The 22,450-nt window shown below is 55.6% G+C and carries 13 protein-coding genes and 2 pseudogenes; 10 read left to right on the plus strand and 5 right to left on the minus strand.

Features of this window, described 5'->3' with window-relative positions:
* Window positions 1-8: 8 nt before the first annotated feature.
* A complete protein-coding gene (locus AC0ZT5_RS29755) occupies window positions 9-1,487 on the minus strand; it encodes an NAD-dependent succinate-semialdehyde dehydrogenase (protein ID WP_488499340.1) in 1,479 nt (492 codons plus the stop codon).
* A 682-nt stretch (window positions 1,488-2,169) separates the two neighbouring features.
* Between AC0ZT5_RS29755 and AC0ZT5_RS29760 the strand changes: the two genes are divergently transcribed.
* From AC0ZT5_RS29760 to AC0ZT5_RS29775, 4 genes and pseudogenes are all read left to right on the plus strand, one after another.
* The gene (locus tag AC0ZT5_RS29760) at window positions 2,170-3,351 is read left to right on the plus strand and encodes a M24 family metallopeptidase (RefSeq protein ID WP_488499341.1); all 1,182 of its coding nucleotides are present in this window, start codon (window positions 2,170-2,172) and stop codon (window positions 3,349-3,351) included.
* Between the two features lie 879 nt (window positions 3,352-4,230).
* Window positions 4,231-6,705, plus strand: a complete 2,475-nt coding sequence (locus AC0ZT5_RS29765; protein WP_488499342.1) for a GcvT family protein — start codon at window positions 4,231-4,233, stop codon at window positions 6,703-6,705.
* A gap of 12 nt (window positions 6,706-6,717) precedes the next feature.
* Window positions 6,718-6,997: pseudogene (locus AC0ZT5_RS29770) on the plus strand (IS66 family transposase); the annotation flags it as partial.
* Window positions 6,998-7,310: 313 nt separating this feature from the next.
* On the plus strand, window positions 7,311-7,508 hold the full coding sequence (locus tag AC0ZT5_RS29775; protein ID WP_488499343.1) for an IS1096 element passenger TnpR family protein: 198 nt from the start codon (window positions 7,311-7,313) through the stop codon (window positions 7,506-7,508).
* 805 nt (window positions 7,509-8,313) lie between these two features.
* Here AC0ZT5_RS29775 and AC0ZT5_RS29780 read toward each other — a convergent pair.
* Both AC0ZT5_RS29780 and AC0ZT5_RS29785 read right to left on the minus strand, forming a co-directional pair.
* Window positions 8,314-9,699, minus strand: a complete 1,386-nt coding sequence (locus AC0ZT5_RS29780; RefSeq protein WP_488499344.1) for an MmgE/PrpD family protein — start codon at window positions 9,697-9,699, stop codon at window positions 8,314-8,316.
* Between the two features lie 226 nt (window positions 9,700-9,925).
* Window positions 9,926-10,687, minus strand: a complete 762-nt coding sequence (locus AC0ZT5_RS29785) for an SDR family NAD(P)-dependent oxidoreductase (protein ID WP_488499345.1) — start codon at window positions 10,685-10,687, stop codon at window positions 9,926-9,928.
* Window positions 10,688-11,356: 669 nt separating this feature from the next.
* Between AC0ZT5_RS29785 and AC0ZT5_RS29790 the strand changes: the two are divergent.
* A pseudogene (locus AC0ZT5_RS29790) lies at window positions 11,357-11,866 on the plus strand (transposase); the annotation flags it as partial.
* 37 nt (window positions 11,867-11,903) lie between these two features.
* On the opposite strand, the gene AC0ZT5_RS29795 reads toward AC0ZT5_RS29790, so the two are convergent.
* Both AC0ZT5_RS29795 and AC0ZT5_RS29800 read right to left on the minus strand, forming a co-directional pair.
* A complete protein-coding gene (locus AC0ZT5_RS29795; RefSeq protein ID WP_488499346.1) occupies window positions 11,904-13,049 on the minus strand; it encodes a M20 family metallopeptidase in 1,146 nt (381 codons plus the stop codon).
* Window positions 13,050-13,083: 34 nt separating this feature from the next.
* Window positions 13,084-14,274 carry an aminotransferase class V-fold PLP-dependent enzyme gene (locus AC0ZT5_RS29800; protein ID WP_488499347.1) on the minus strand — a complete coding sequence of 397 codons (1,191 nt, stop codon included), beginning with the start codon at window positions 14,272-14,274 and terminating at the stop codon, window positions 13,084-13,086.
* 300 nt (window positions 14,275-14,574) lie between these two features.
* On the opposite strand from AC0ZT5_RS29800, the gene AC0ZT5_RS29805 reads away from it, so the two are divergent.
* The 5 genes from AC0ZT5_RS29805 to AC0ZT5_RS29825 all read left to right on the plus strand — a co-directional run bounded on the left by AC0ZT5_RS29805 (window position 14,575) and on the right by AC0ZT5_RS29825 (window position 22,369).
* Window positions 14,575-15,036, plus strand: coding sequence for an Lrp/AsnC family transcriptional regulator (locus AC0ZT5_RS29805; protein WP_488499348.1), 462 nt, complete (start codon window positions 14,575-14,577; stop codon window positions 15,034-15,036).
* A 470-nt stretch (window positions 15,037-15,506) separates the two neighbouring features.
* Complete coding sequence (locus AC0ZT5_RS29810) at window positions 15,507-16,901, plus strand: MmgE/PrpD family protein (RefSeq protein ID WP_488499349.1); 1,395 nt, start codon at window positions 15,507-15,509, stop codon at window positions 16,899-16,901.
* 466 nt (window positions 16,902-17,367) lie between these two features.
* Entirely contained in the window at window positions 17,368-18,951 is a 1,584-nt protein-coding gene (locus AC0ZT5_RS29815) for an ABC transporter substrate-binding protein (RefSeq protein ID WP_488499350.1), read from the plus strand.
* A 211-nt stretch (window positions 18,952-19,162) separates the two neighbouring features.
* Entirely contained in the window at window positions 19,163-20,752 is a 1,590-nt protein-coding gene (locus AC0ZT5_RS29820; protein ID WP_488499351.1) for a GMC family oxidoreductase, read from the plus strand.
* Between the two features lie 159 nt (window positions 20,753-20,911).
* A complete protein-coding gene (locus AC0ZT5_RS29825; RefSeq protein ID WP_488499352.1) occupies window positions 20,912-22,369 on the plus strand; it encodes an aldehyde dehydrogenase family protein in 1,458 nt (485 codons plus the stop codon).
* Window positions 22,370-22,450: the final 81 nt, after the last annotated feature.

The raw sequence follows: 22,450 nt of genomic DNA on the forward strand, positions 1-22,450 counted from the left end.
CTTTCCTTTCAGGCCGCGATGTGGCCGATGCAGACATATTTGGGTTCGAGATATTCGAGGAGGCCGTGTCTCGATCCCTCGCGCCCGAGGCCGGATTGTTTCCATCCGCCGAAGGGTATGGGAGCCCCGGTAAATTTCGGGGTGTTGACGGCGACCATGCCGTACTCCAATTGATCGGTCAGCCGGATGGCGCGGTTTAGGTCACGCGTGTAGACGTACGCTGCAAGGCCCATTTCCGAATTATTGGCTCGGGCGAGCACCTCCGCCTCGTCATCAAAAACAAGGATTGCTGCCACCGGACCGAAAGTTTCTTCCTTGGCGATCAGCATCACGTCTGTGACATCCGCGAGCACAGTCGGGGTGACGAAGTTGCCCCCGAGTGGGCTGTCCAGTCCGCCAGCAGCGATGCGGGCTCCAGCACAAAGAGCTTCGGAAACCTGTCGCCTGCACTTTTCGGCTACAGATGATTTTGTCATTGGGCCAATATCTACACCCGGCTCCAAACCGTGGCCGACTTTCAGGTTATTGGTGCCCTTCGCGAATTCTTCCACAAAGCGCTCATAGCTTCCCCGCTGGACATAGATCCTATTGGCGGCCAGGCAGTCCTGACCGGAAGTGGCGAATTTGGCTGCCAAGCATCCAGCCACGGCAACCTCCAACGGAGCGTCATCGAAAACGATGAAAGGAGCATTGCCACCAAGCTCAAGTGAAGCCTTCTTCAGGGTTTTTGCGGACTGCTCGAGCAGGGTCCGTCCGACCTCCGTCGAGCCCGTAAAGGAGAATGCCCGCACATCGCTATGCTCGAGCAGGCGCCTTGCAAGCGGAGGAGCCTCGCCCGTGATCACTTGAAACACGCCGGCGGGAACTCCTGCTTCGTCGGCAAGACGGGCAAGCGCCAGGGCTGACAAGGGCGTCTCCGGGGCCGGCTTGACAATCATGGTGCAGCCCGCAGCGAGTGCGGCTCCTGCCTTCCTCGTGATCATCGCGGATGGAAAGTTCCAAGGGGTTATGGCCACCGTCACTCCGACCGGCTGCATCTGCACGGAGAGCCGGCTGCCTCTAAGATGACTCGGGATGGTCTCGCCATAGGCCCGCTCACCCTCGGCGGCAAACCAATCAAGAAAACTAGCGGCATATGAAATCTCACCGCGCGCCTCCGTCAATGGTTTGCCTTGCTCGGCGCTCATGATCGCGGCGAGGTCTTCCGCGTTCTCGCGCATACCCGCGGCCCATCTACGCAGGTATGCGCCCCGTTCCGAGGGAATGACATCGCGCCACTGTAGAAATGCGCTTTTCGCGAAGATGACGGCAGTGTCCACATCGGACATCTCACAAGCTGCTACCTGAGCCAGGTCCTCGCCAGTAGCGGGGTCCACCACCGCGATGGTTTCGCTCTTGGAGAGCCAAGCGCCATTCACGTAGGCGCATTTTTGCAGCAGATCTTGCCGTTTGAGCGTCGCCAGTGCGGCGCTTGCCAAGCCCTTCATCCTGTAACTCCAAACCGACTATTCGTTTTCATAAACTAGCGCTGTAGCCGCGGTTATTGGCGGCGCGATGTAGGGCTGACGGGGCGTTCTCCTGCGAATAATGACGTTCTGCTGAGTTTTTCGCCGTCTGCTCCGTTCTCCCTTGGCTGGCTCATGAGGAGTCGGCCTCGCGATGGCGACGAGGGACATGATGCACAAAGCTATGGATAAGCATCACACTTCAGCACATGCTGGAGGTGAAACGCTTTTATGCGGGCCCTTATCGTTTCGAGGATCGCACGCCCTATTTGGGACGAGCTCCGCCAGTCCCATTTTGCACGGACGGGCGCAGATGGGCGTCACGTCGGTCAGTATTTATCTTCCCCGCTCGGTCAGCATCGTCGGCACTCAGATGGACGATCGAAGGCTTGGCAGATGAAAGAGGCCCGGCATAGGTCGACCAGCATCCATTAGCGGTAAACCGATCCACCGCTCGTCCTTAAGGATATGCTCCGACAGTGCCAGCTCTCCCAGACCAGGAAGCTAAGCTGCGGGCAAAGTCACAAAAACGCAGGTTTTCTGCGACCGCACAGCCCGGTCCACGCCAAGCAGTGCATTGAAGCATGCTAGGTTGCCTATCAGTACGGATAGGCTTGGACGATGCTTGGTCCGACAACCACCCACTGCAGAGGACGATTACCAAATGGACTATGACAAACCCTTCCTACCTGCGGAGTACCGCCGCCGTGTGCAAGACGTTAAGACACGGATGGAGGAAGCAGGACTTGACCTGCTAATCTGCCAGGATCCCGCCAACATGTGCTGGCTGACCGGCTATGACGCCTGGTCTTTCTACACGCCTCAAGTGGTCTTGCTGCACCTCCAATCGGAAACGCCGATGTGGATCGGACGGCTGGTGGACGTAAACGGTGCTCGAGCTACGACAGAGCTGCCTCCTGAGAACATCATCAATTTTTCAGATGACCGACTCCATCATGCGGAACTGCATCCCTACGATGAAGTCGCCGAAATCATAAAATCGCGGGGATGGGGATCTGATCGCATCGGGGTTGAGCTTGATGCGCATTTCTACACTGCGCGAGCACATCAGCACCTTGTTAAAGGTCTTCCAAATGCAAAGTTCTCGGACAACCGCGGTCTCGTCAATTGGGCGAGACTCGTTAAATCTGACGCTGAACTCGTCTACATGAGGGAAGCCGGGCGGATTGTAAGCTACGCTATGCGCATGGCGATTGAAAATCTAAAGCCGGGAGTGCCGGAGTACGAAATTGCGGCTCAGATTTACGCCTCTCAAACAAGAGGAATCGACGGAAAATACGGTGACTATGCCAGCCTTTGTCCGTTGATTCAGGTTGGCGAAAAAACGAACGCTCCGCACCTCACATGGTCGGATAAACCGTTGCCTTCGTCGGGGCTCGTTCTCCTGGAGATTGGCGCAGCGAGACGTCATTATCATGCGCCGCTCACACGTACCATTTACATGGGAAAGCCACCTGAAGAAGTCAGGCATCTTGCCAATGCCATCGTGGAAGGTGGCGACGCTGTACTCGAATTGGCGAAGCCGGGTGTAGTCGTCGACGAGCTGAATGCCGTCTGGCATAGTGTCCTTAACCGGCACGGGTACATAAAAAAGGGCCGTTCCGGCTACTCAATCGGCATGAATTTTCCGCCCGACTGGGGCGAACGTACAGTGAGCATTCGCGCCGGCGAAAAGACTGTGCTCGAGGCGGGGATGTGCTTTCATTTCCAATCAGGGGTGAGACCTGCTGCCTTTGGAGCCGCCATATCAGAGTCGTTTGTTGTTACCGAGAAGGGTGGTGAGCGGCTAGCCGATGTAGCCCGCGAGTTGATAGTCGTGGACTAGCCGCAAGCTCCCCCATTACCTAGCCGATTGGGAAGCTGTGCCGAGTGCGAGCTTCCCAATTGATCTACCATTCTCACCCAAGTGATTCAAAGTGCCAAGCTTTTGGCGAGCGGCCCTTGTTTCCATTGGTCCGCGAAGTGACACTGAGAAATCAAAGGAGTTTGGCGCGAAGTGTAGCCGTTGTGCGCCGTCGACCTGTCCAAAAAAGCACGGGGGCAGCGGAATCGATGATGTTTGATGATGGCTCTTCGCGGATCTGAGTGAGTAGTTTGACTTACAAATCGGCATCTCTTGCTGGAAGATGAGGCGCGTTGGATGGCAACCACCGTCGCGTCCGATGATACACTGCTCGACCACTTCTCTCTCGGCTGTCCCTCTCCTTGGTACCCGGCCAGGGTGCGAGGGCAGTTCGCGTCGATGGTGAGTTGAAAAGCGCCGAGTCGAAACGGGCGTCCAATCGCAGGACGCCGCAGAGGGGTTCACGCGAGCCGCCGGCTGAACTTTCAGCGGCCGCATTTGCGCAATCGATGGGCACCGACCCGGCACGGCGCTAGCAATCGGCCAGCGCTTGAGGACGTTCATTGAGCGGTCGGCCGCCAAGCAACGAGGCAGCCGTCGTCCACGGCATCAATACACGACCGTGGGCATTCGACAATAGTGCACTCAGGAGTGCGCTGACTACTCGGCGCACATATTCGGCGGAAGAACAGCGAAATACGCAGAACGGAACCGTCCCGATACCTGATTAGCATGATTACGCGCGCTCTCGTCCCTTAACCTGTCGGAAAATGACCGGCCGTGGATCGTTTGGCGGACACGGCGGAGTGATTCAAAGCTCAAGTTGTGCTGCCCGCGACTGAAAACCGAACAGGGATACATATGACCATCAATCCGCCCTTCCGTCCCCGAGAAGTCCCCACTCGCCACCACGAGATTGTCATAGTTGGCGGAGGTATTGCGGGTGCGAGTGTTGCCTTTCATCTTGCAAAGAACGGCAAAAAAGACATTGCGCTTTTGGAACGCAACACTCTTACGTCCGGCACGACCTGGCATGCTGCTGGTTTGATCATGCAGACGCGTGGCACTCATGCGCTGACAGAGATCGCAAAATACAATGCAGAACTCTACTCCACTCTGGAGGCGCAAACTGGACAAGCGACAGGTTTCAAACGAAATGGCACGCTTGGTGTCGCCAGAACCAAAGAGCGCCTCTACGAAACCGCGCGCAATGCCTCAATCGCCAAGAGTTTCGGCCTTGAGGCCAATATGATTTCGCCCAGCGAGGCTAAGAAGCTCTATCCAGCCCTCAACACGTCAATCATCGAAGGTGCAGTCTTTATCCCAGGAGACGGCCAAACCAACCCCGTCGACACATGCATGGCCCTGGCGATTGGCGCTAGGAAGCATGGGGTAAAGATCCTTGAGAACACTGGCGTCACAGACCTTTGGCGAACTGCAGACGGCCGATACCAGGTCCGAACTAACGCAGGTGTCATTGAAGCTGAGGTTCTCGTACTCGCGTGCGGGCTTTGGACAAGAGACCTGGCATCCAAGCTGGGCGCGCGAATCCCGATCTACGCGGCCGAGCACTTTTATGTGGTGACCGAAGCGCTGGATTTTGCGTCGGCCAACCTACCTGTCCTGCGCGATACCGATGGCCATGTTTATCTGAAAGAAGATACCGGCAAGATCCTGGTGGGTGCCTTCGAGCCCTGGGGGAAGCCTTTGCCGATGGGGAAGCTCCCGAAGGAGACAGCCTTTATCGAACTCTGGGAAGACTGGGAGCACTTTGAACTTCCAATGACCAAGGCTATCGAAATTGTTCCTGACCTCGCCAACGCCGGCATCGCAAAGTTTTTTAACGGCCCAGAGAGCTTCACTCCCGACCTTCTGTTCATGATCGGTGAAGTTCCTGGATCCAAAAATCTCTACGTTTCGACCGGTTATAATTCGGAGGGTATTGAATACGGCGCGGGAGCAGGGCGGGCCCTGGCAGAGTGGATCATTGCCGGCGAGCCTCAGATGGATACCAGCTTCGTCGATGTGGCCCGATTTCATCCCTTCCAGATCAATAAGACATATTTGCATGATCGTACTGCCGAAGTGTTGGGACTTCACTACAGGATGCACTGGCCGAGCTACCAACCCGAGACTGCACGCGGTGTGCGCAAAAGCGTACTACACGATCGGTGGGCTAAGCTTGGAGCTAGCTTTGGGGAGGGCATGGGCTGGGAGCGGCCTATGTGGTTCGCAGGCGAGGGAGGACGGACGGAGAACGTCTATTCCTACGACGAGCCGAATTGGTTCGAGTATACCAGTCAGGAATGCCATGCCGCTCGAAATGATGCAATTCTGTTAGACCAGAGCTCGTTCGGAAAACATCTCGTTCAGGGGCGCGACGCCTGTCGGTTCCTTCAGTGGCTTTGCGCGGGAAATGTCGATGTGCCCGTAGGGAAGCTAGTGTATACACATATGCTTAATCAAAAAGGCGGGATTGAAACAGATATCACAGTAAATCGCTTGTCGAAGACTGAATTCCTGATCATCTCGTCAGCTACGGTCCATCCGAGGGATAAAGCGTGGATTGAAAAACACATCACAGGTGAATGGAACGTCACGATCACAGACGTCACGTCTGCCTACGCGGTTCTATCGCTGCAAGGGCCAAAGTCGCGCGAGATTCTGTCCCAAGTTACCGATACAAATCTTGCGAACGAAGCCTTTCCATTCGCCACCAGTCAGGAAATCGACATCGGGTACGCGCGGGTGATAGCCAACAGGCTTACATATGTTGGAGAGCTTGGTTGGGAGCTTCATATTCCGACTGAAATGGCTCAGCATGTCTTCGATGTTGTTTGGGATGCGGGTCGAGCGTTTGGACTTAAGCCTGCAGGTTACCACGCGCTTGAACATCTGCGGTCTGAACGCGCATATCGGGAATATCAGCTCGATCTTACACCAGTTGACACATTGCTCGAGGCGGGTCTGGGATTTACGATCGACTGGGATAAAGAATGTGGCTTTCTCGGAATGGACGCCCTAAAAGCCCAAAAGGACGCAATGCCGCTTAGAAAACGGCTGGTATCTTTTAAGCTTCGCGACCCCAAGCCTGTTCTCTTTCACGAAGAGCTTATTCGCTGCGACGGCAAGATTGTCGGGTATATTTCGTCTGGCGTGAAGAGCTTCACGCTCGGGACGTCAATCGGAATGGGATATGTAAGTCATCCCGCAGGTGTCACGAAGGAGTTGATCGAAACCAGCCGGTGGGAAATTGAGATCGCTGGCAAACTTTATGAATCCGATGCGTCGCTCCGGGCGTTCTTCGATCCAAATGGAGATCGGGCTAAGCAATAGGGTCGCGCTCGGATGCAGCGGCCAGAGAAGACATCCCGCACGTCATCCAAGCCACCTTCGAGCGATCGCAAGGAGCGTCGGGACAGGGCAAAGCCTGGCGGCGCCAAGGCGGGTCACGAAGGTCACAGCCGCGCCATGGGTGAGGATGCCGATCCCATCATCGATCATCATCCCGACCAATGTCTTTGCTGCAGCACCAGCTTGTCGAGCGATCTAGCGACCTATCTCAAGACTTTCCAGGCCGTCCTACGAGCGGCTGCAGCGCGCGTTCGCGAACCTTTTCGGTCTCACCAAACAGTCAGGGCGTATTGCTGAACATGTTGCGCCGTTCGCAGGGCGCGTTCGTGGCCCAGTGCGACAAGGCCGTCGCGGCGTTGCCCCGGGCCAAGGTCACCGCCTCCGATGAGAACCGTGCGGATTGAAGGAAGCAACGCCTACCACTGGGTGTTTCGCTGCCCCGAAGCGGTTGTTCATCAAGCGGCGCCAACGCGCGGCGTTTGGCTTCGACATGGACCACGCCTACGGTTTATTTTCAAAGCTGACAGGAAAGCTGTTCGGCTCGCCCAGCGGTTCAAACTCTTCGGCGAGGGAGCGGCTCTCGCAGCGTGAAGGGCACGCGCGTTATCACAGCTTTCCAGAAGGTGGGCTCGGCAACGACGTTCTTGTACGACTACGGTAACGAGTGGCGCTTCCGCGTTGAAGTTATTGGAACAGGGCAGGCGCAGCCTGATGCCGATTATCCGAGGATCATCAGCAAGATCGGCAAGGCTCCCCCGCAGTACCCGGACATCGACGACGACTGACGACGCACTGTGCCGCCTCGCTGGGTGGGCAATTAGCTTCGCCTTCTATCTGCGATGCCTTGATCTGGTCTGGTGCAGCAAAGCGAGAGGCGTTGACGATGTGCCCGAGCATCGACCTCGCCCAGGGTCTGTTCGAAGCGCGCCGAGAAGGCCGCTGTCATGCCTGCCTGGCTAGGGCTTTCCCGGACCGACCAAAGATCTTCGATGCGTCGCGGATCGATAACCCGCCAGCCCACGGATTACACCAGTTTGGCAAACAGGCGCGGCGAGGGTACGCAATGGCACGGCCTTCAACCCGTCTCAGGGCCATCTTCGATGAAGAAAATACGCCCAGTCCCACAGCATTGCCAAAAGTCGGTGGACTTTTGGCCGGTCCGCCGAACGTCCGGTTCTTTGATCGTCACCCTGCAGGCCTGGTGGTGTCGGTTTGTTGATCAGCTGAAAGTGGGTCACCAGATAGGGCAGATCAACGTTATAGTCATCCACGGGGATGCCAACGTCGAGGCCCTTGCCCTCTTTCGACCCGATGCCTCGCATGATGACCAAAGCGCCTTTGTTTGGATTCGTTAATTGGAGCAACAATCGAACTTGGGACGAGGTCGCGTGGCAACGCTTCCTTGCCGTTGTCAACCGAGGCCCGATGCCTATGATATGCCTGCAGCTTCAAAGTCGGCAGGCAGTTTCAAGTAGCACCATGTCCTGCGACGTGACGAGAGCTGAATCCGCGCCATCGGCTCGCGCAAGCGGGATAAAGAAATGCGATCGCGTCCCGAACCGCCTCTCTATTGACCCCTAATAACTTAGGTCAATTGACAGTGAGCAGAGGAAGGATACTTGAGAACTGGTCAGCATGCTCAATTTCCAGACACCTATCAATAATCTTATCGACTTGCGACTCGGGCAGCTTACCTTTTGCACAGAGCAAAAATTTCGTCCGCAAGTCCTCATCTGTCATCGGATTGCTAGGATCTCCCTTCAGATCTTTAGGGTCAATTCGTTGGTGCAGCTCTCGCCCATCGCGCGTTCGGATACGCACTTCGGCGGCTGGCAGGTTGGCATCGAACTCGGGACCATGTACAAGTTCCACGCGATCGATCAAACTCCGTACTCGCGGATCGGTAAAGTTGTTCTCTTCGTAAATGAGCGGGGTGATATCCCCGTGAAGCACCGCCATCGCCGTAAGAAAGTAAGAACTATGGTCGGCGGATTCCTTGTTTCTTGGATATTTTTTCACCAGATCCCCAGTGTGTACGACGGCGCGTTTATTGGTACGAATAGTGATCTTCTCGATGTCGTCGGGGCTAAGATTATGGTTGCGAACCAGGGTCGTCGTTGCCTCCAGGTGGCCTAGCGTGGTTGATTCCGCGGGCACGTTCTTGATCTCCACCCTTGAAATAAACCACCGATCGCCCAACGATTTTGGCAAATAGTCCACCGAGTTGCCAAGGATTGTATGACCAAAGCCCTTGATCCCCTCAATAATTCGCTCTGGCCCTGTAAATCCCTTGGCGGCCAGTTGACACGCGAACAAACCCATTTCGGAAAGTACGCCGTCAGCTATATTCTTCGTCATTACATATTCTTCCCCCGTGGCGTCGAGAATATCAAGGCCGACTGAAAGACTGCCCGCAATCCCCATTGCATTCGCTATTTGTTCGGCATTCAACCCCATGAGCCGGCCAGCAATTGCGGCCCCGACATATGGGTGCAGCGAGCCATGATGAAAGCCTCGCGCTTCGAGCGAAATCGTGAGGGCTTCGAGCATGCAGCCGTAGACTTGATAGCCGGCTACTAAGGCTTCTAGAAACTCCTTGCCAGAAGCACCAACTAGCTCGCTGACCGCGATGGCGGTCGGCAACGAACCGCTTGGATGCCCCCCGGCAACATCTCCCGCTACGAGGGAAATTGCCACCGTATCGTTGTAGTCGAGAAAGCGCATCATTCCTTGATTGGCGAGTATGGCTCCCCGCAATGGAACACGCGTGTTCTCACCCAAAATCGTAGCCTGCGCGGGCCCTTGCATCTCATGGGCGAAACCACGGCAAATACGTCCAGTGGGGCTGTTAAAGCCTCCGACAATACAAGCAAAAGCATCAATAAGTAGATGCTTCGAATGGCGCGCAATATTATCGGGTAGTTCATTAAAATCCACCGCAAGCGCTACTTCGGCGAGATCACGCGCTACACTCATTTCCAGCTCCTTTTGGACATATTCATCTCTTGACTTATGTGGTCGGGTGAGGGGTCCCTACCTTCTGTAATAAGGCGCTCGTTTGCGCTACCGAATCGCCGGGGTGGAACCCGGCGCTAGGCTGGGACGAGGTGCCGATATCGACATTATCTCCAACGCACATTAGTCGATCTAATAAACCGAGTTATTTCATGCTTGCGACATCGACAGTCGAGGCAATGCACAGTTAAAGCATGGAGTCGCCGCCATCGACGTAAATTGTGTTGCCAGTGACGTACCCGCCCATCTCCGACACGAGGTACAAGCAGGCGTTCGCAATGTCTTCGACGGTACCTAGGCGGCGCGCCGGCAATGTTTCTCTTGCGTGTCGGTATATGTTTTGAAGGTCCGGATAGTTTTTCATATCTCGATCCGTATCGATCCAGCCGGGACATATGCAATTGGCTGTTATCCCGTCGGGACCGAGCTCGAGCGCAATTGATTTTGCCAAGATGAGCATACCCGCCTTTGCCACATTGACGTGGGCTCGGTTCGGCATTGGGATCACTCCCTCTGACCCCGAAAGATGGATAATTCGTCCAAATTGTTTCTTGCGCATGTGGGGCACAACGGCCTTCGCAAGGTAGAAAGCGGAGTTCAAGTCGATGTTGATTACCTTCTGCCAATCGTCGACAGATATATCTGTAAACGCTTGATGAGGCCTGATTCCCACATTAGAGACGGCAATGTCGACCGACCCGAAATGCTTGGCCGCTTCATCCACGACATGGGCAATTGCGTCTGGATCGGCCGCGTCTGCGAGGACAGCGTAGGATTCGACACCAAGCGCGCGGACCTCCGCTGCCACGGTTTCAATTTTATCTTTATCGCGAAGTCCATTAACAACGATATTCGCGCCAGCACGAGCCAGAGTTAGAGCAATTGCCTTTCCGATGTTTTGGCCTGATCCCGTGATGATGGCAGTTCGGCCCTTTAGATCCTGAGTCACGCTCTACCTCCTGCACAATTGCCGACGCCGAGCGCCGTGATAAGGCTGTGAAATTCACCAACACTCACTTCCATCTCCTTTTTAACGTACTCATCCCATGAGCCATGCGGGGTCTGCATCACGCCTTCGGTCTTGGAACAGGTAAGCTTGTAATCGCTTTCAGAGCCTAGATGCCGGGACAGGCAACCTGTATATCCCCCTAGTGCTTTGACGATAATATTAAGATCAGTGGACCGCCTTGCGCGAATTGCCGGGCCCCGAACGCTGAAAATGAGCGCGTTTTCGCTGTGGACGCATATAATCGGCGATTGCTGGCTAAGAGTGGAGATTCCGTCAAAGTCACTGCGTCTGACCAAAGAGCTTGACGCTCTCCAGTTTTGGCAGAGCCCGCCCCGGTCCGAGGAGGGGGACGAACGAAACATTCACGTTCGCGGAAGAACAAGTAGTCGCGATTTTGAAGAGGCAGGAGGAGGGAATGAGGACCGCCGATGCCCGCCGCAAGTCGCGCGAATGCTTGAAGGAGACCACGCTATTCTCCACCCTCTGGCAAGCGCGGACAGCAACAGAGAAGGAGGAATACAGCCGCGACAGAACACACTCAGCGCGGGCAACACCCCGCCAATGGAATTCGCGGTGAAAAAGGGCGCTGGGAAATAGGCCATAAGCGCAAAGGACATCAATCTGAGCGAGATGGTCGAGCTGCTGGGGTGCGAGTGGTCGGTGCGGATCAGCCGCAGTGCTGAGCACATAACTTCGCCGCCACGGGTGGACGTTCAAAAAGAGTCCGCACACGTGCTGGAACAGGACCGCCCCGACATCCTGAAGCGCCGTCGCGCCTGGTTCCTGGTTCGATGGTCAGGTCGATCTCGATCCGGCGAAGCTCGTGTTGATTGATAAGACCGGGCTGTCGACCAGGAGGCCCGGCGCCATGAACGGCAGCGTGTTCCTGGCCTATGTAGTCGAGCAGGTTCTGATCCCGACCTGTCGGAGGGCGACGTCGTCACCATGAACAACCTGCCTGCTCACAAGGCCGCCTGCGTACGCGAGGCGATCGAAAACGCCTTCTCACAGCTCGAGGCTCTTATGCGCGCCAAAGCCGAGAGCACAACCACGGTCCTTTGGAACGCCGCAGGATCGCTCGTCGACCATCACCCCAGCCGAATGCCAGAACTAGGTTAAGGCCGAAGGCTGTGATCCACATCAAACCGGACGCGCTCTAGTAGCTCAGCATAATCTTTTGGTATATTTCGACGGCTTTGGCCAGCTGGTCTATCTCGACGAACTCGTCGGTTGTATGGGCCTGATCGATACTTCCCGGGCCGAGAACAACGCAGGGAATCCCGGCCAAAGAGAGCTGGCTAGCATCCGTACCATAAGGCACACCAACGTACTTACCAGTCCCGGCAACTTCATAACACGCCTTGGCTGACACCGCGGCAATTTTAGTCTCCTCAGCGCTCAGGGGGGCTGGATCTTCCAAAGCGGGCAGCAATGACCGCACCTTGATTTTGTCAGCACCCGTGCGCAACCCTTCCAAGATGTTTTCCACCTCTTGCAGAGCGTCTGCCGGTCGCTCTCCCGGAATGAGGCGTCTGTCAATCCAGACACGGCATGACGGCGGTACGGTCGCCAGTTCTGCTCCACCTTCGATCAGAGTGATTGTGAGGGTGGGGGGGCCCACCAATGGGTGTACGCGTTGGGACAAGGTTTCATTGATTTTGTCGAGCGCCAAAATAACCTTGGCCATTCCTGTTATGGCGTTGACTCCCAGATGAGGCTTGGAGCTATGGGCGGGCACACCCTCCACTTCGACTTGCCAGCGAACCGAACCTTTATGTGCGACGACGAGCTCCAGGTCCGTGGGCTCACCGACCACAGCTGCGTCGTATGAAACACCTGATTGAGCGATCGCTCGCGCTCCTTTCTTGCGGTACTCCTCATCCACGCTTGCGGCCAAGACGATCGTGGCTCGCGGCTTTCGCTCTCCGAGGGTGCTTAGAGCGATCAACATTGCCGCCAAAGGGCCCTTGTCGTCACAACTTCCTCGGCCATATATCCTTCCTTCCTTTTCCTCCGGAGAAAAAGGGTCTGCCGTCCAATTATCAACGGGCACTGTGTCCATATGGGATATGAATAAGACGCGCCTGGTGGGGTCCTGCCCTGGCACCCAGGTTAAGAAGTTCGAGCGGCCGTCGGTTACCTCGTGATATTTGTAAGGCAAATTTCGCTCATGGCAAAAGGTCTCAAGAAATGCGGCGACCTTCTGTTCCCCACTCCCTTGTGCTGACGCCGAAGGGTTGATGCTCTCAATTCTGATCAGTTGCTGGAGGAGCGCGACGGTCTGTGAGCTTATCGACGGCATAAATACTCCTATCTTCTAAGACGCAAATTGGCTGCTAGGACAACCAATCCTTGGTGAGGCGTACGACTTGATCGACCTCATCGGCCGTGTTGTACAGATGCAGCGAAAAGCGCAGCATGCCCCGGCGTATTGAGACGATCACGTGATTCTTCAACAAGTGCTCGTGGAGCAGCCGGATGCGGTTGTCAGCTGCGGGCGAGCCGCCAATGTTCCCCGGGTCCCCAAGAGCTACAATGCTTCCAGTGTGGTCCCCTGGGATACCGCCGCAGACGGGCAGACCAATTTCCAGCAGGCCTGACGCCAGCCTCTTGGCGACCGATGTGACGGCTTGTTCAATAGCCGGTGTGCCGATCTCCATCAGCTGACCCATTGATGCGTAGGCCGCTATGACGCCTGGAAAGTTGTAGTGGCCGATTTCGAAGCGGGGCGCGCCGGCGCGTAACTTTATCGAGTCGAATATGGGGGCCGATTCTGGCGCGTTCCCCATGTCGACGCTGAATCGCGCAAGGTAGACCGGACTTAGCCGATCAGCCCATTCCTGGCGACAGTATAGAAATCCTAAGCCGTACAGGCCCATCAACCCCTTGTAGGTTGATGCCACCAAACCATCTACACCCAGCCGAGCGACATCAGTGTTGAGGATACCAACTGATTGGGATGCGTCGGCCAAAAGGAAAGCGCCGACCCGCTTGCAAGCTTCGGCAATCGGCTCCATCACTGTCTTGAAGCCTGGGATCATCGTGACCGTTGACAGTGTGACAACACGGGTGCGAGCGTCGATGGCCTTTGTAACTGCGTCACAGGGGATTGCACCGCCATGAGCCTCTACCACCCGCAGTTCAATTCGGTGTCTGTCCCTGAGTTGCAGCCAAGGTAAGATGTTATTCGCGTGTTCCAATTCCCGGCAGAGGACAACGTTGTCTCCGGGCTTCCAAGGAACCGCGTTTCCGATGATATTAATGCCTTCCGATGCGTTCTTCGTGACAGCGATTTCGTCTTTTTCGGCGCCAATTAAGTGAGCGAATCGCGAACGTGTCCGCTCGACAAGGTCCATCATTGCTTCTTCGTCATTCAGGCCATTCAGTCTGTTGTCGAGGTGCTGATCCATGGACGTGCGTGTCGTCCTGGATATAAGCCCCTGATTGGCAACATCCATGTAAACGGCGTTTTTGGTGGCTGGGAACTCCCGCTTGAGAAGGCTCAAGGGAAGAAAATGATTCGTCATGCTCGTCATCAGACCCGTGTTCGCGTGAGAGAGATTTGCCGATTCTACTCAGATTGCCCGATTTCTACATTCAAAAGGCAACAAAACTGGCTTTGCTTGAGAAGCCGTCCAGCCATCTTGCGGGCGACCATACTTTTGGGCCTGGTTCATCAAGGACAAGAGGAGTGCCGCCGGGAAATGAGCAAAGGGCTTCGCTGATCGGATCATATTATGGGTTGATCATTGTGGAAGTGAGGCTAATATGTGCGGAGACGAGCAGTTTTTCTGCGCAAATGACCCTCTTTTTGCAGTGAACGTGAAATGGATCTGGATCGAGTTGACCGGAAGCTTCTCAATGCAGTGCAGCGCGACAATCGCCTCACCACGGCCGAGCTAGGCGAACTTGCGGGCCTTTCAGCCACTGCGTGTCAGCGACGGCTGAAACGATTGCGCGATGAAGGTGTTATCGAGGCTGACGTTTCCATCGTCTCACCCCAAGCTGTTGGTCGTCCCATGCTCATGCTTGCGGCCATAAGCCTTGAACGCGACAGGGTGGACATCATTGATCGATTCAAGCAGGCGGTACGGCGTACGCCAGAGATTATGAGTGCGTATTATGTAACAGGCGAAGCCGATTTCCTTGTCATGATCTCTGTTCGGGATATGGCTGAGTATGAGGCATTCACCCGCCGATTTTTCCATGAGTCTGATATCAAAGCAGTTAAGACGATGGTCGTAATGGATCGCATCAAGGCATCGCTTGCTCTGCCTATCGAGGAATAACGACGGTACTCGCCAGCTTCCAGTGTTAGCCGGCACTTGCTTTCACGAGCGCATCAACCTGGTACAAGGTAGTCGGACCTTGGATCGCGGTAAAGTTCGCCGGTGTTTTCTTATTTCGAAGATTTTGCTCGCCGCACGAGTTCGGCCGCCGTCGGCAACAGCGCCACCTACCTTGCTTGAGCACTACGGTGCCGAAATAACACAGCCGAGGTGACCGCCTGCGTGTCGGCGATCTCCCCTTCTTTGGAAGTCTAGGTGGCGCACGAAAACATCAAGAACGCAGTTTTCCTGCGTTGAAACCGGTGGGAATTGCGCAAAGCGTCTGCTAACGCGCCCTACGTTACAATGCTGACATCTGGCCTCGTCGCATGGATAGGATCGCCCGAGATCGTCTCGAGGCGAAGTGTCGAGTCAATCAGATCGACCTGCTCGCGCAAGGGCTTCGATCCGCATCGCTTGGAGGTTTGGCAATGGATGTTACGACGCGAATTATTCGGCACGTTCTCAATTCCGGACTACAGACGATACCTGAGAAAGCGATCGAACGAGCTAAGCTCTCCATTCTCGATACAATTGCCTGTGCAATCGGAGGATCGAATGATCAGATTGCTCACAGCGCGCGCCAACTGGGGGCCTTATCCGGTGGCAAGCCAGAATGCACAATTTGGGTTTCCGGAGAAAGGCTTCCATCGAGCTTGGGGGCACTCATCAACGCTACGACAGCTAGAGCCCTTGATTTTGATGATACCTACGAGATTGGCATTAATGGCTGCCATGCAAGTGCGTATAATGTCCCGCCGGCGTTGGCACTGGCTGAACGCGATCCTTCTATTACCGGAGGCGACTTGCTGTCGGCCCTGGCGACCGCTATCGACCTGCATATTCGTCTGGCGCGAAGCATCACCTCCAATGCTATAGACACAGGCCGAGACAACATGGTCGCCGTTTGGGGCACTACGGCGGTTAGTACCAAGTTGCTACGGCTTGATGAACAGACGACGCGCAATGCGTTCGGGATCGCTTACGCGCACGCTGCTGGCGAATTTCAAATGTATGAGGAAGGCGCCCACACTGTAGCGCTGCAGCAGGGATTGCGTGCTCGCTCGGGCCTTGAGGCCGCCCTTTCAGCTTTGGTGGGCTTTAATGGCCCGCGGGAGCCCTTCTTTGGTAAATCTGGATTCTACAAAGCCTTTGAACCAGACTACGAGCTAGCGATGCTTATGGACGGGCTTGGTTCCGACTATGTGAACGCTTCCATTAGCTTTAAGCCTTGGCCGTCATGCAGGGCTACGCATCACGGGATCGATGGAATGCTTCAACTACGTGAGAGGCACAACTTCACGGGTGACGATATTGTGTCGATTGAACTCGGAATGAACCAGCGCGCCAGGAGCGTTGTCGCACAGCCTCATGACCAAAAGTGGAGCCCAAAGGACCCTGTCGTAGCGCGTTTCAGTCTGCCTTACGCCGTCGCTGTGGCGGCGCAGCGGGGAAGCGTCGCGATTGCCGATTTTCGCAAGGAAACGCTTATGGATCCGGCTGTACGGAAGATCATGGCTGTCACGAAGGTCGAGATCGATCCTGAGATCGATCACACAAACGGGCGCGACGGAAATTCGCCGACAACAGTTACGGTGAATTTAAGGTCTGGAGAAAAATGCTCCATTCGCGTGGACATGCCGTTCGGGCATCCGGAGAAGCCGGCTTCTCTCGCCGACGGTATGCGGAAGCTGGAGGCTTGTGCCGAAATGTCGATGTTGTCGTTCTCCGAAAAGCAGCTAGGGTTGATCGGCGAGTTCATAGACGACCTTGATAAGCGGCCCACATTGGCGCCGTTGTTTGAACTCCTGGTTGGCACCAAATAGGGCAGTGCCCGAGGCGCGATAATGTATTCCAGACCGCGCGCGCCGTTGGCGCTTTTCAGTCGGATATCCGAACATGTCTATGCTTTCCGCACATGACGGCTTGGAACTTGCGGATGTCGACCCAACTGCCCGAGCCCTGAAAACCCGCCCAATAACGTTTGCGGCGCAGATATGGCGGGCTCTCGCGTCTTCGCATCGCGGGAGGGTCGCCAAATTCGTCGCTTGCGATCAATAAGCAGTCGGCGTTTCCCAGCTTCTACAACTCATTACAGAGGGAAACTGGCAGTCACGCCACCAGCGCTGGCCATTATGCGTATCGAGCAAAAAAACGCTGATTTGCTGCGTTCATAAGCAGAATTTGCATAAAGTTGACCACTGGCGCTGGCTTACCATTCAGTTCGTAGGAAGTGAGCCCAAGCCGCATCGGTTGCGTCAGGGCAACACTTCACAAAAATGGGAGATACCTATGTCGCAGGAACTCGACTATCTAAGCCGCCGCGTCGCTGCAGGGGGGTTAAACCGACGTGAATTCCTCGGCCGCGCGGCGGCCCTAGGGGTCAGCGCGACCTTCGCCAACTCGCTTCTTGCGAGTGCTGCGCTAGCCGAGGGTCCCGTTCGGGGAGGCTTCATCAAAGGCGGTGTCAGTGGCGGTGAGGCCACCCAAACCCTTGATCCGGCGAATTTTATGATGGTGCCCTTGACCTTCGGCAAATGCTGGGGCGAATATCTCGTCGCGGTAACGAACGATGGCAAACTTGAACATCGACTCGCCGAGGAAATCGGCTCTTCCAAAGACGCTAAGGTCTGGACCTTTAAGATACGCCAGGGCGTGGAATTCCATAATGGAAAGACCGTGACGGCGCAGGACGTGGTGGCGACGATTGAGCGTCATGCTGACAAGAAATCAAAGTCCGGTGCCCTTGGAGTCTTGCAAGGTATCGATAGCCTCAAGGCCGACGGCAATGATTTCGTAGTCACTCTTAAGGAGCCGAACGCCGATCTACCCTACCTAATGACCGACTTCCATCTCGTGATTCAGCCTAACGGCGGCAAGGATAACCCAACCGAAGGCGTGAGCGCGGGACCGTACAAGGTGACCGTCAACGAGCCGGGGGTCCGTCTCGGCGGCGAACGCTTTGCGAATTTCTGGCAGCCTGACAAGATGGGCTTCGCCGACCAGATAGAGATCATTGTTATTAACGACGACACGGCCCGCATTTCTGCGCTCCAGGGTGGTCAGGTCCATATCATCAACGGAATCCAGCCCAAGGTCGTGGATCTTATCAAGCGTTCGCCCAACTTGAAGATCGAGACCGGGTCGGGCCCGGGCCACTACAATTTCGCAATGGTCTGCGACAAGGCGCCCTTCGACAATAAGGACCTCAGGATGGCGCTCAAGCTCGCCGTAGACCGGCAAGAGATGGTGGACAAGATCCTGCGCGGCTACGGCGCAGTGGGGAATGACTTTCCCATTAACGCCTCCTACCCGCTCTTTTCCGATGACATCGAGCAGCGTGTCTTCGATCCGGACAAGGCCAAGTTCTTCTATAAGAAGTCAGGTCACAGCGGGTCGATCGTCCTGCGGACGGCGGACGCAGCCTTCCCGGGTGCCATCGATTCTGCGCAGCTTTTTCAGCAGAGCTGCGCAAAGGTTGGCATCACGCTTGACGTCAAGAAAGAGCCGAGCGACGGCTATTGGTCAGAGGTCTGGAACAAGCAGCCCTTCTTCGCGACCAATTGGTTAGGACGCCCGACGCAGGATCAGATGTACTCCACGACCTATTATTCTAAGGCGGATTGGAATGAAACGCATTTCGTAAGCGAGAAATTCGACAAGCTCCTCGTCGAGGCGCGCGGAGAACTCGACCAAGACAAGCGTAAGATCCTCTATCGCGAGATGTCTATCATGGTAAGGGACGAGGGCGGCGAGATCATTCCGATGTTCAACCAATCCATAGATGCGACTTCGGACAAGATCGGCGGGTTTGTCGGTGGCCGTGCTATGCTGATGGACCAATACGCGTTTGTGAAGTGCTGGCTTAAGGCGTGATTTGCAACGCGGAGTGTAGACCCTTGTGAACTCATAGGCGTTAGCGCATCGCGCTCGACCTCCTTCATCTGGGTCGATTTCGCACACCGAGCTGATGGATGACCGATCGGTCATCCATCAGGGGACGCTGCTGTTGAAGATTACCTTTCGCGTCTGATTCAATGCCTATTGTGTGGACTGAGCCTGTCCAGGAAGCGACCAGGGTTAAACAATGGAATTTGACTACATCGTCGTAGGTTCGGGAAGTGCGGGATCTCCAGTCGCCGCACGGCTCGTGGAGAAGGGCGCCCGCGTGTTGCTGCTCGAAGCTGGCAAGCGCGAAAAACTCCACGTGACGCGAATCCCGGCATCGTCGATGTATACCGTCGGCAACAAGCGATATGACTGGAATTATACGACGGAGCCGGATCCAACGCGTAATGGGCTTAAGGAGTCGTGGCCCCGTGGTCGCGTACCGGGCGGCTCTTCCGCGATCAACGGTATGATCTTCATTCGTGGTGCACAGGATGACTTTGACGCTTGGGGGAAGCTCGGCAACAGCGGATGGGACTGGAATTCGGTGCTTCCTTACTATCGCAAGATGGAGACTGCGGATAAATATACAGACAATGACCCCTATCGCGGGTGTATGGGTCCCCTGCACGTTTCGACGCTGCGCTGGCGCATTCCGGTTGCCGAGAAATTCATCGAGAGCCTTGTGAATTTGGGCGTCCCGAATAACCCCGACCTCAATGGAGCCTCGCACGAGGGCGTTGCCTGGAATCAGGGCTCCACGAAGAAGGGCCTGCGCCATTCTGCATTCGACGCGTATATTGGGCCGCTGCTGAAAGATCCTAATCTGATCATCATGGATGACGCCTTAGTCAACAGTGTGACCATGGAGACAAATCGTGCAAGGGGCGTCGTTTTTACGCGCAGAGATCGGGTCGTCCAAGCAAGTGCCCGACGCGGCGTCGTGCTGTGTGCCGGTGCATTGAATTCCCCACAGATACTAATGCTGTCGGGCATTGGCGATCCCGGCGAACTGTCGAAGCATGGCATAAAAACCGTTGTGGCAAGCCCCGAGGTGGGGCAGAACCTTTTAGAGCATCCGTGCCTGCATGTCCTGGCCGAGATGAATATAAAGACCGGAAACGCTTACGCATCCGGGCTGGGACGGGTTCGGGCGTTCGCAGAATGGGCTCTTGCAAGGAAGGGGGTGCTCACTGAGTCCTTGGCGCAAGTCATAGCTTTCCTCAAGTCAACCCCTGATCAAAAAGTGCCAGATCTCCAGTTCCATCTTTTGGCCTTCGGTTTTTTGTTGAAGAATGGGAGGCGACACATCCCGCCCCGAAATCTTGTGACGATCTACGCCAATGTGAACCATTCAAAAAGCAAGAGCCATTTGTCACTTCGATCGAATAATCCCCGAGACCCTATAGCTATTTATCCCCGCCTGCTCGATCATCCAGACGACCTAAGAGGTGTTTTGCTCGGCCTAGATTGGGTTCGACGGCTCGCTTCCACGCCACCCTTTGGCAGTCATGTACTTCGACTTATCGACGTGCCGTCTAGTGAAGCGGGGCGAGAGGCCGACGAAGAATATGTGCGCAACTCGACTGGGCCAGGATTCCATCCCGTAGGCACCTGCCGAATGGGCATCGATGACCAGGCCGTCGTGACTCCCGACCTGCGTGTGCGGGGAACTGAGGGCTTATGGGTTGCGGATGCGTCGATATTCCCAACGCACATTGCAGGCAACACCAACGCGACATGCATTATGATTGGTGAGCGCGCGGCAGACCTTATCCACCCCAGCTGAACAAGGATTGTCGTTGCCGCCACGATGCGATCGGACGTCGTAGCAGAGATTCTCCTTGAACCTGAGGTTGTTCGCCAAGGTCCATATGTGAATTTGTATCTAATTCGCGAAAACTCGGCGTCACAAGAGAATTAGGCAAAGAGTTAACAGGAGCGAGAATTGCAACACGAACGCGAACACTATGTGAATGGGAAGTGGGTCGAACCCCTGGAGTCACGCCTAATTGACGTGTTTGATCCCTCGTCTGAAGAAATTTTCACGCGGATCGCTTGCGGCGGACCAAAGGATGTTGATCGCGCTGTGGCTGCCGCTCGGGCGGCGTTCCCTCGATTTTCTACAACTACCCGGCGCGACAGAGTAGATATACTTCGGTCTATCCTTTCGGAATACGATAAGAGGCAAGAAGACATTGCCTTGGTGCTTTGCACTGAATTAGGTGCGCCGCTGGAAATCGCGCGCGAGTGGCAACGGGCATCGGCTGACCTTAGCGGGGTCATAGAGGTGCTAGAAAACTATCGTTTCGAAGAATTACAAGGGACGACCAAGATTATCCGAGAGCCGATCGGAGTCGTGGGATTGATCACGCCTTGGAACTATCCGGTTCTTCAGATCGTAATGAAGGTTGCTCCAGCGATTGCTGCGGGTTGCACGATGGTGCTCAAACCTTCCGAAGTGGCTCCGTTGAATGCCGTTATCTGGTCCGAGATCATGCATGCAGCCGGTGTGCCAGCTGGCGTGTATAACATGGTTCAAGGAGAGGGAGCTGTCGTAGGCGAGGCGATTTCAGCGCATCCCGGGATAGAAATGGTGTCTTTTACCGGTTCGACCCGAGCCGGCATCTTGATCGCTCAGTCAGCCGCGAGAACCGTCAAACGTGTAGCACAGGAACTTGGAGGAAAATCGGCGAACATTTTGCTGCCGGATGCGGACTTTGAAAGTGCTGTCACGAAGGGTGTGCTCGGAGTAATGCGCAATAGCGGGCAAGCTTGCAGTGCACCCACCCGTATGTTTGTTCCCGCGGACCGGCACGACGAGGTGAAGGGGATTGCCAAGGCGGTTGCAGAGCGGTTGATCGTCGGGAATGTACGTGACCTCAAAACGAATATCGGTCCAGTAGTCAATAAGAACCAATTCGACAAGATACAGGGCTTTATCCAGGCCGGCATCCAAGAGGGAGCTGATCTCGTCACTGGCGGGCTTGGCAGGCCGGAGCATCTGAACCGAGGTTATTTCGTGCGCCCCACTATATTTGCTAATGTGCATAACGACATGACCATTGCGCGCGAAGAGATTTTCGGGCCGGTTCTATCGATTCTGCCGTACAGGGATGAGGAAGAGGCGATCGGCCTCGCAAACGATACGATCTTTGGCTTGGCGGCATATGTTCAATCGTCGGACCTGGCGCACGCCCGCAGTGTGGCAGCCCGGATGCGGGCAGGCACTGTGCATATAAACTATCCGGCGTTCGACAGAGCCGCGCCCTTTGGTGGCTACAAGCAGTCGGGGAATGGGCGCGAAAATGGCAAGTGGGGTCTAGAGGAGTTCCTCGAAGTGAAGGCGCTGCTCGGCTACGACGCCCCTATGGCCGTAAACCGTTGCGGCGACGAGGCCGCGTGAAACTTTTCTGTGTGCGCTTCGTCGCCGGCGTACTTCTGTCCGACTGAGCCCTACTCTCGCTGTGGTCGAATTGTCCAGCCA

The sequence above is a fragment of the Mesorhizobium sp. CNPSo 4670 genome (assembly GCF_057784235.1).

Coding starts and splice junctions, on each gene's coding strand:
- AC0ZT5_RS29815 (WP_488499350.1), top strand. CDS start 17,368: ATGTCGCAGGAACTCGACTATCTAAGCCGCCGCGTCGCTGCAGGGGGG.
- AC0ZT5_RS29795 (WP_488499346.1), bottom strand. CDS start 13,049: ATGCCGTCGATAAGCTCACAGACCGTCGCGCTCCTCCAGCAACTGATC.
- AC0ZT5_RS29780 (WP_488499344.1), bottom strand. CDS start 9,699: ATGAGTGTAGCGCGTGATCTCGCCGAAGTAGCGCTTGCGGTGGATTTT.
- AC0ZT5_RS29805 (WP_488499348.1), top strand. CDS start 14,575: ATGGATCTGGATCGAGTTGACCGGAAGCTTCTCAATGCAGTGCAGCGC.
- AC0ZT5_RS29800 (WP_488499347.1), bottom strand. CDS start 14,274: ATGACGAATCATTTTCTTCCCTTGAGCCTTCTCAAGCGGGAGTTCCCA.
- AC0ZT5_RS29760 (WP_488499341.1), top strand. CDS start 2,170: ATGGACTATGACAAACCCTTCCTACCTGCGGAGTACCGCCGCCGTGTG.
- AC0ZT5_RS29765 (WP_488499342.1), top strand. CDS start 4,231: ATGACCATCAATCCGCCCTTCCGTCCCCGAGAAGTCCCCACTCGCCAC.
- AC0ZT5_RS29810 (WP_488499349.1), top strand. CDS start 15,507: ATGGATGTTACGACGCGAATTATTCGGCACGTTCTCAATTCCGGACTA.
- AC0ZT5_RS29820 (WP_488499351.1), top strand. CDS start 19,163: ATGGAATTTGACTACATCGTCGTAGGTTCGGGAAGTGCGGGATCTCCA.
- AC0ZT5_RS29755 (WP_488499340.1), bottom strand. CDS start 1,487: ATGAAGGGCTTGGCAAGCGCCGCACTGGCGACGCTCAAACGGCAAGAT.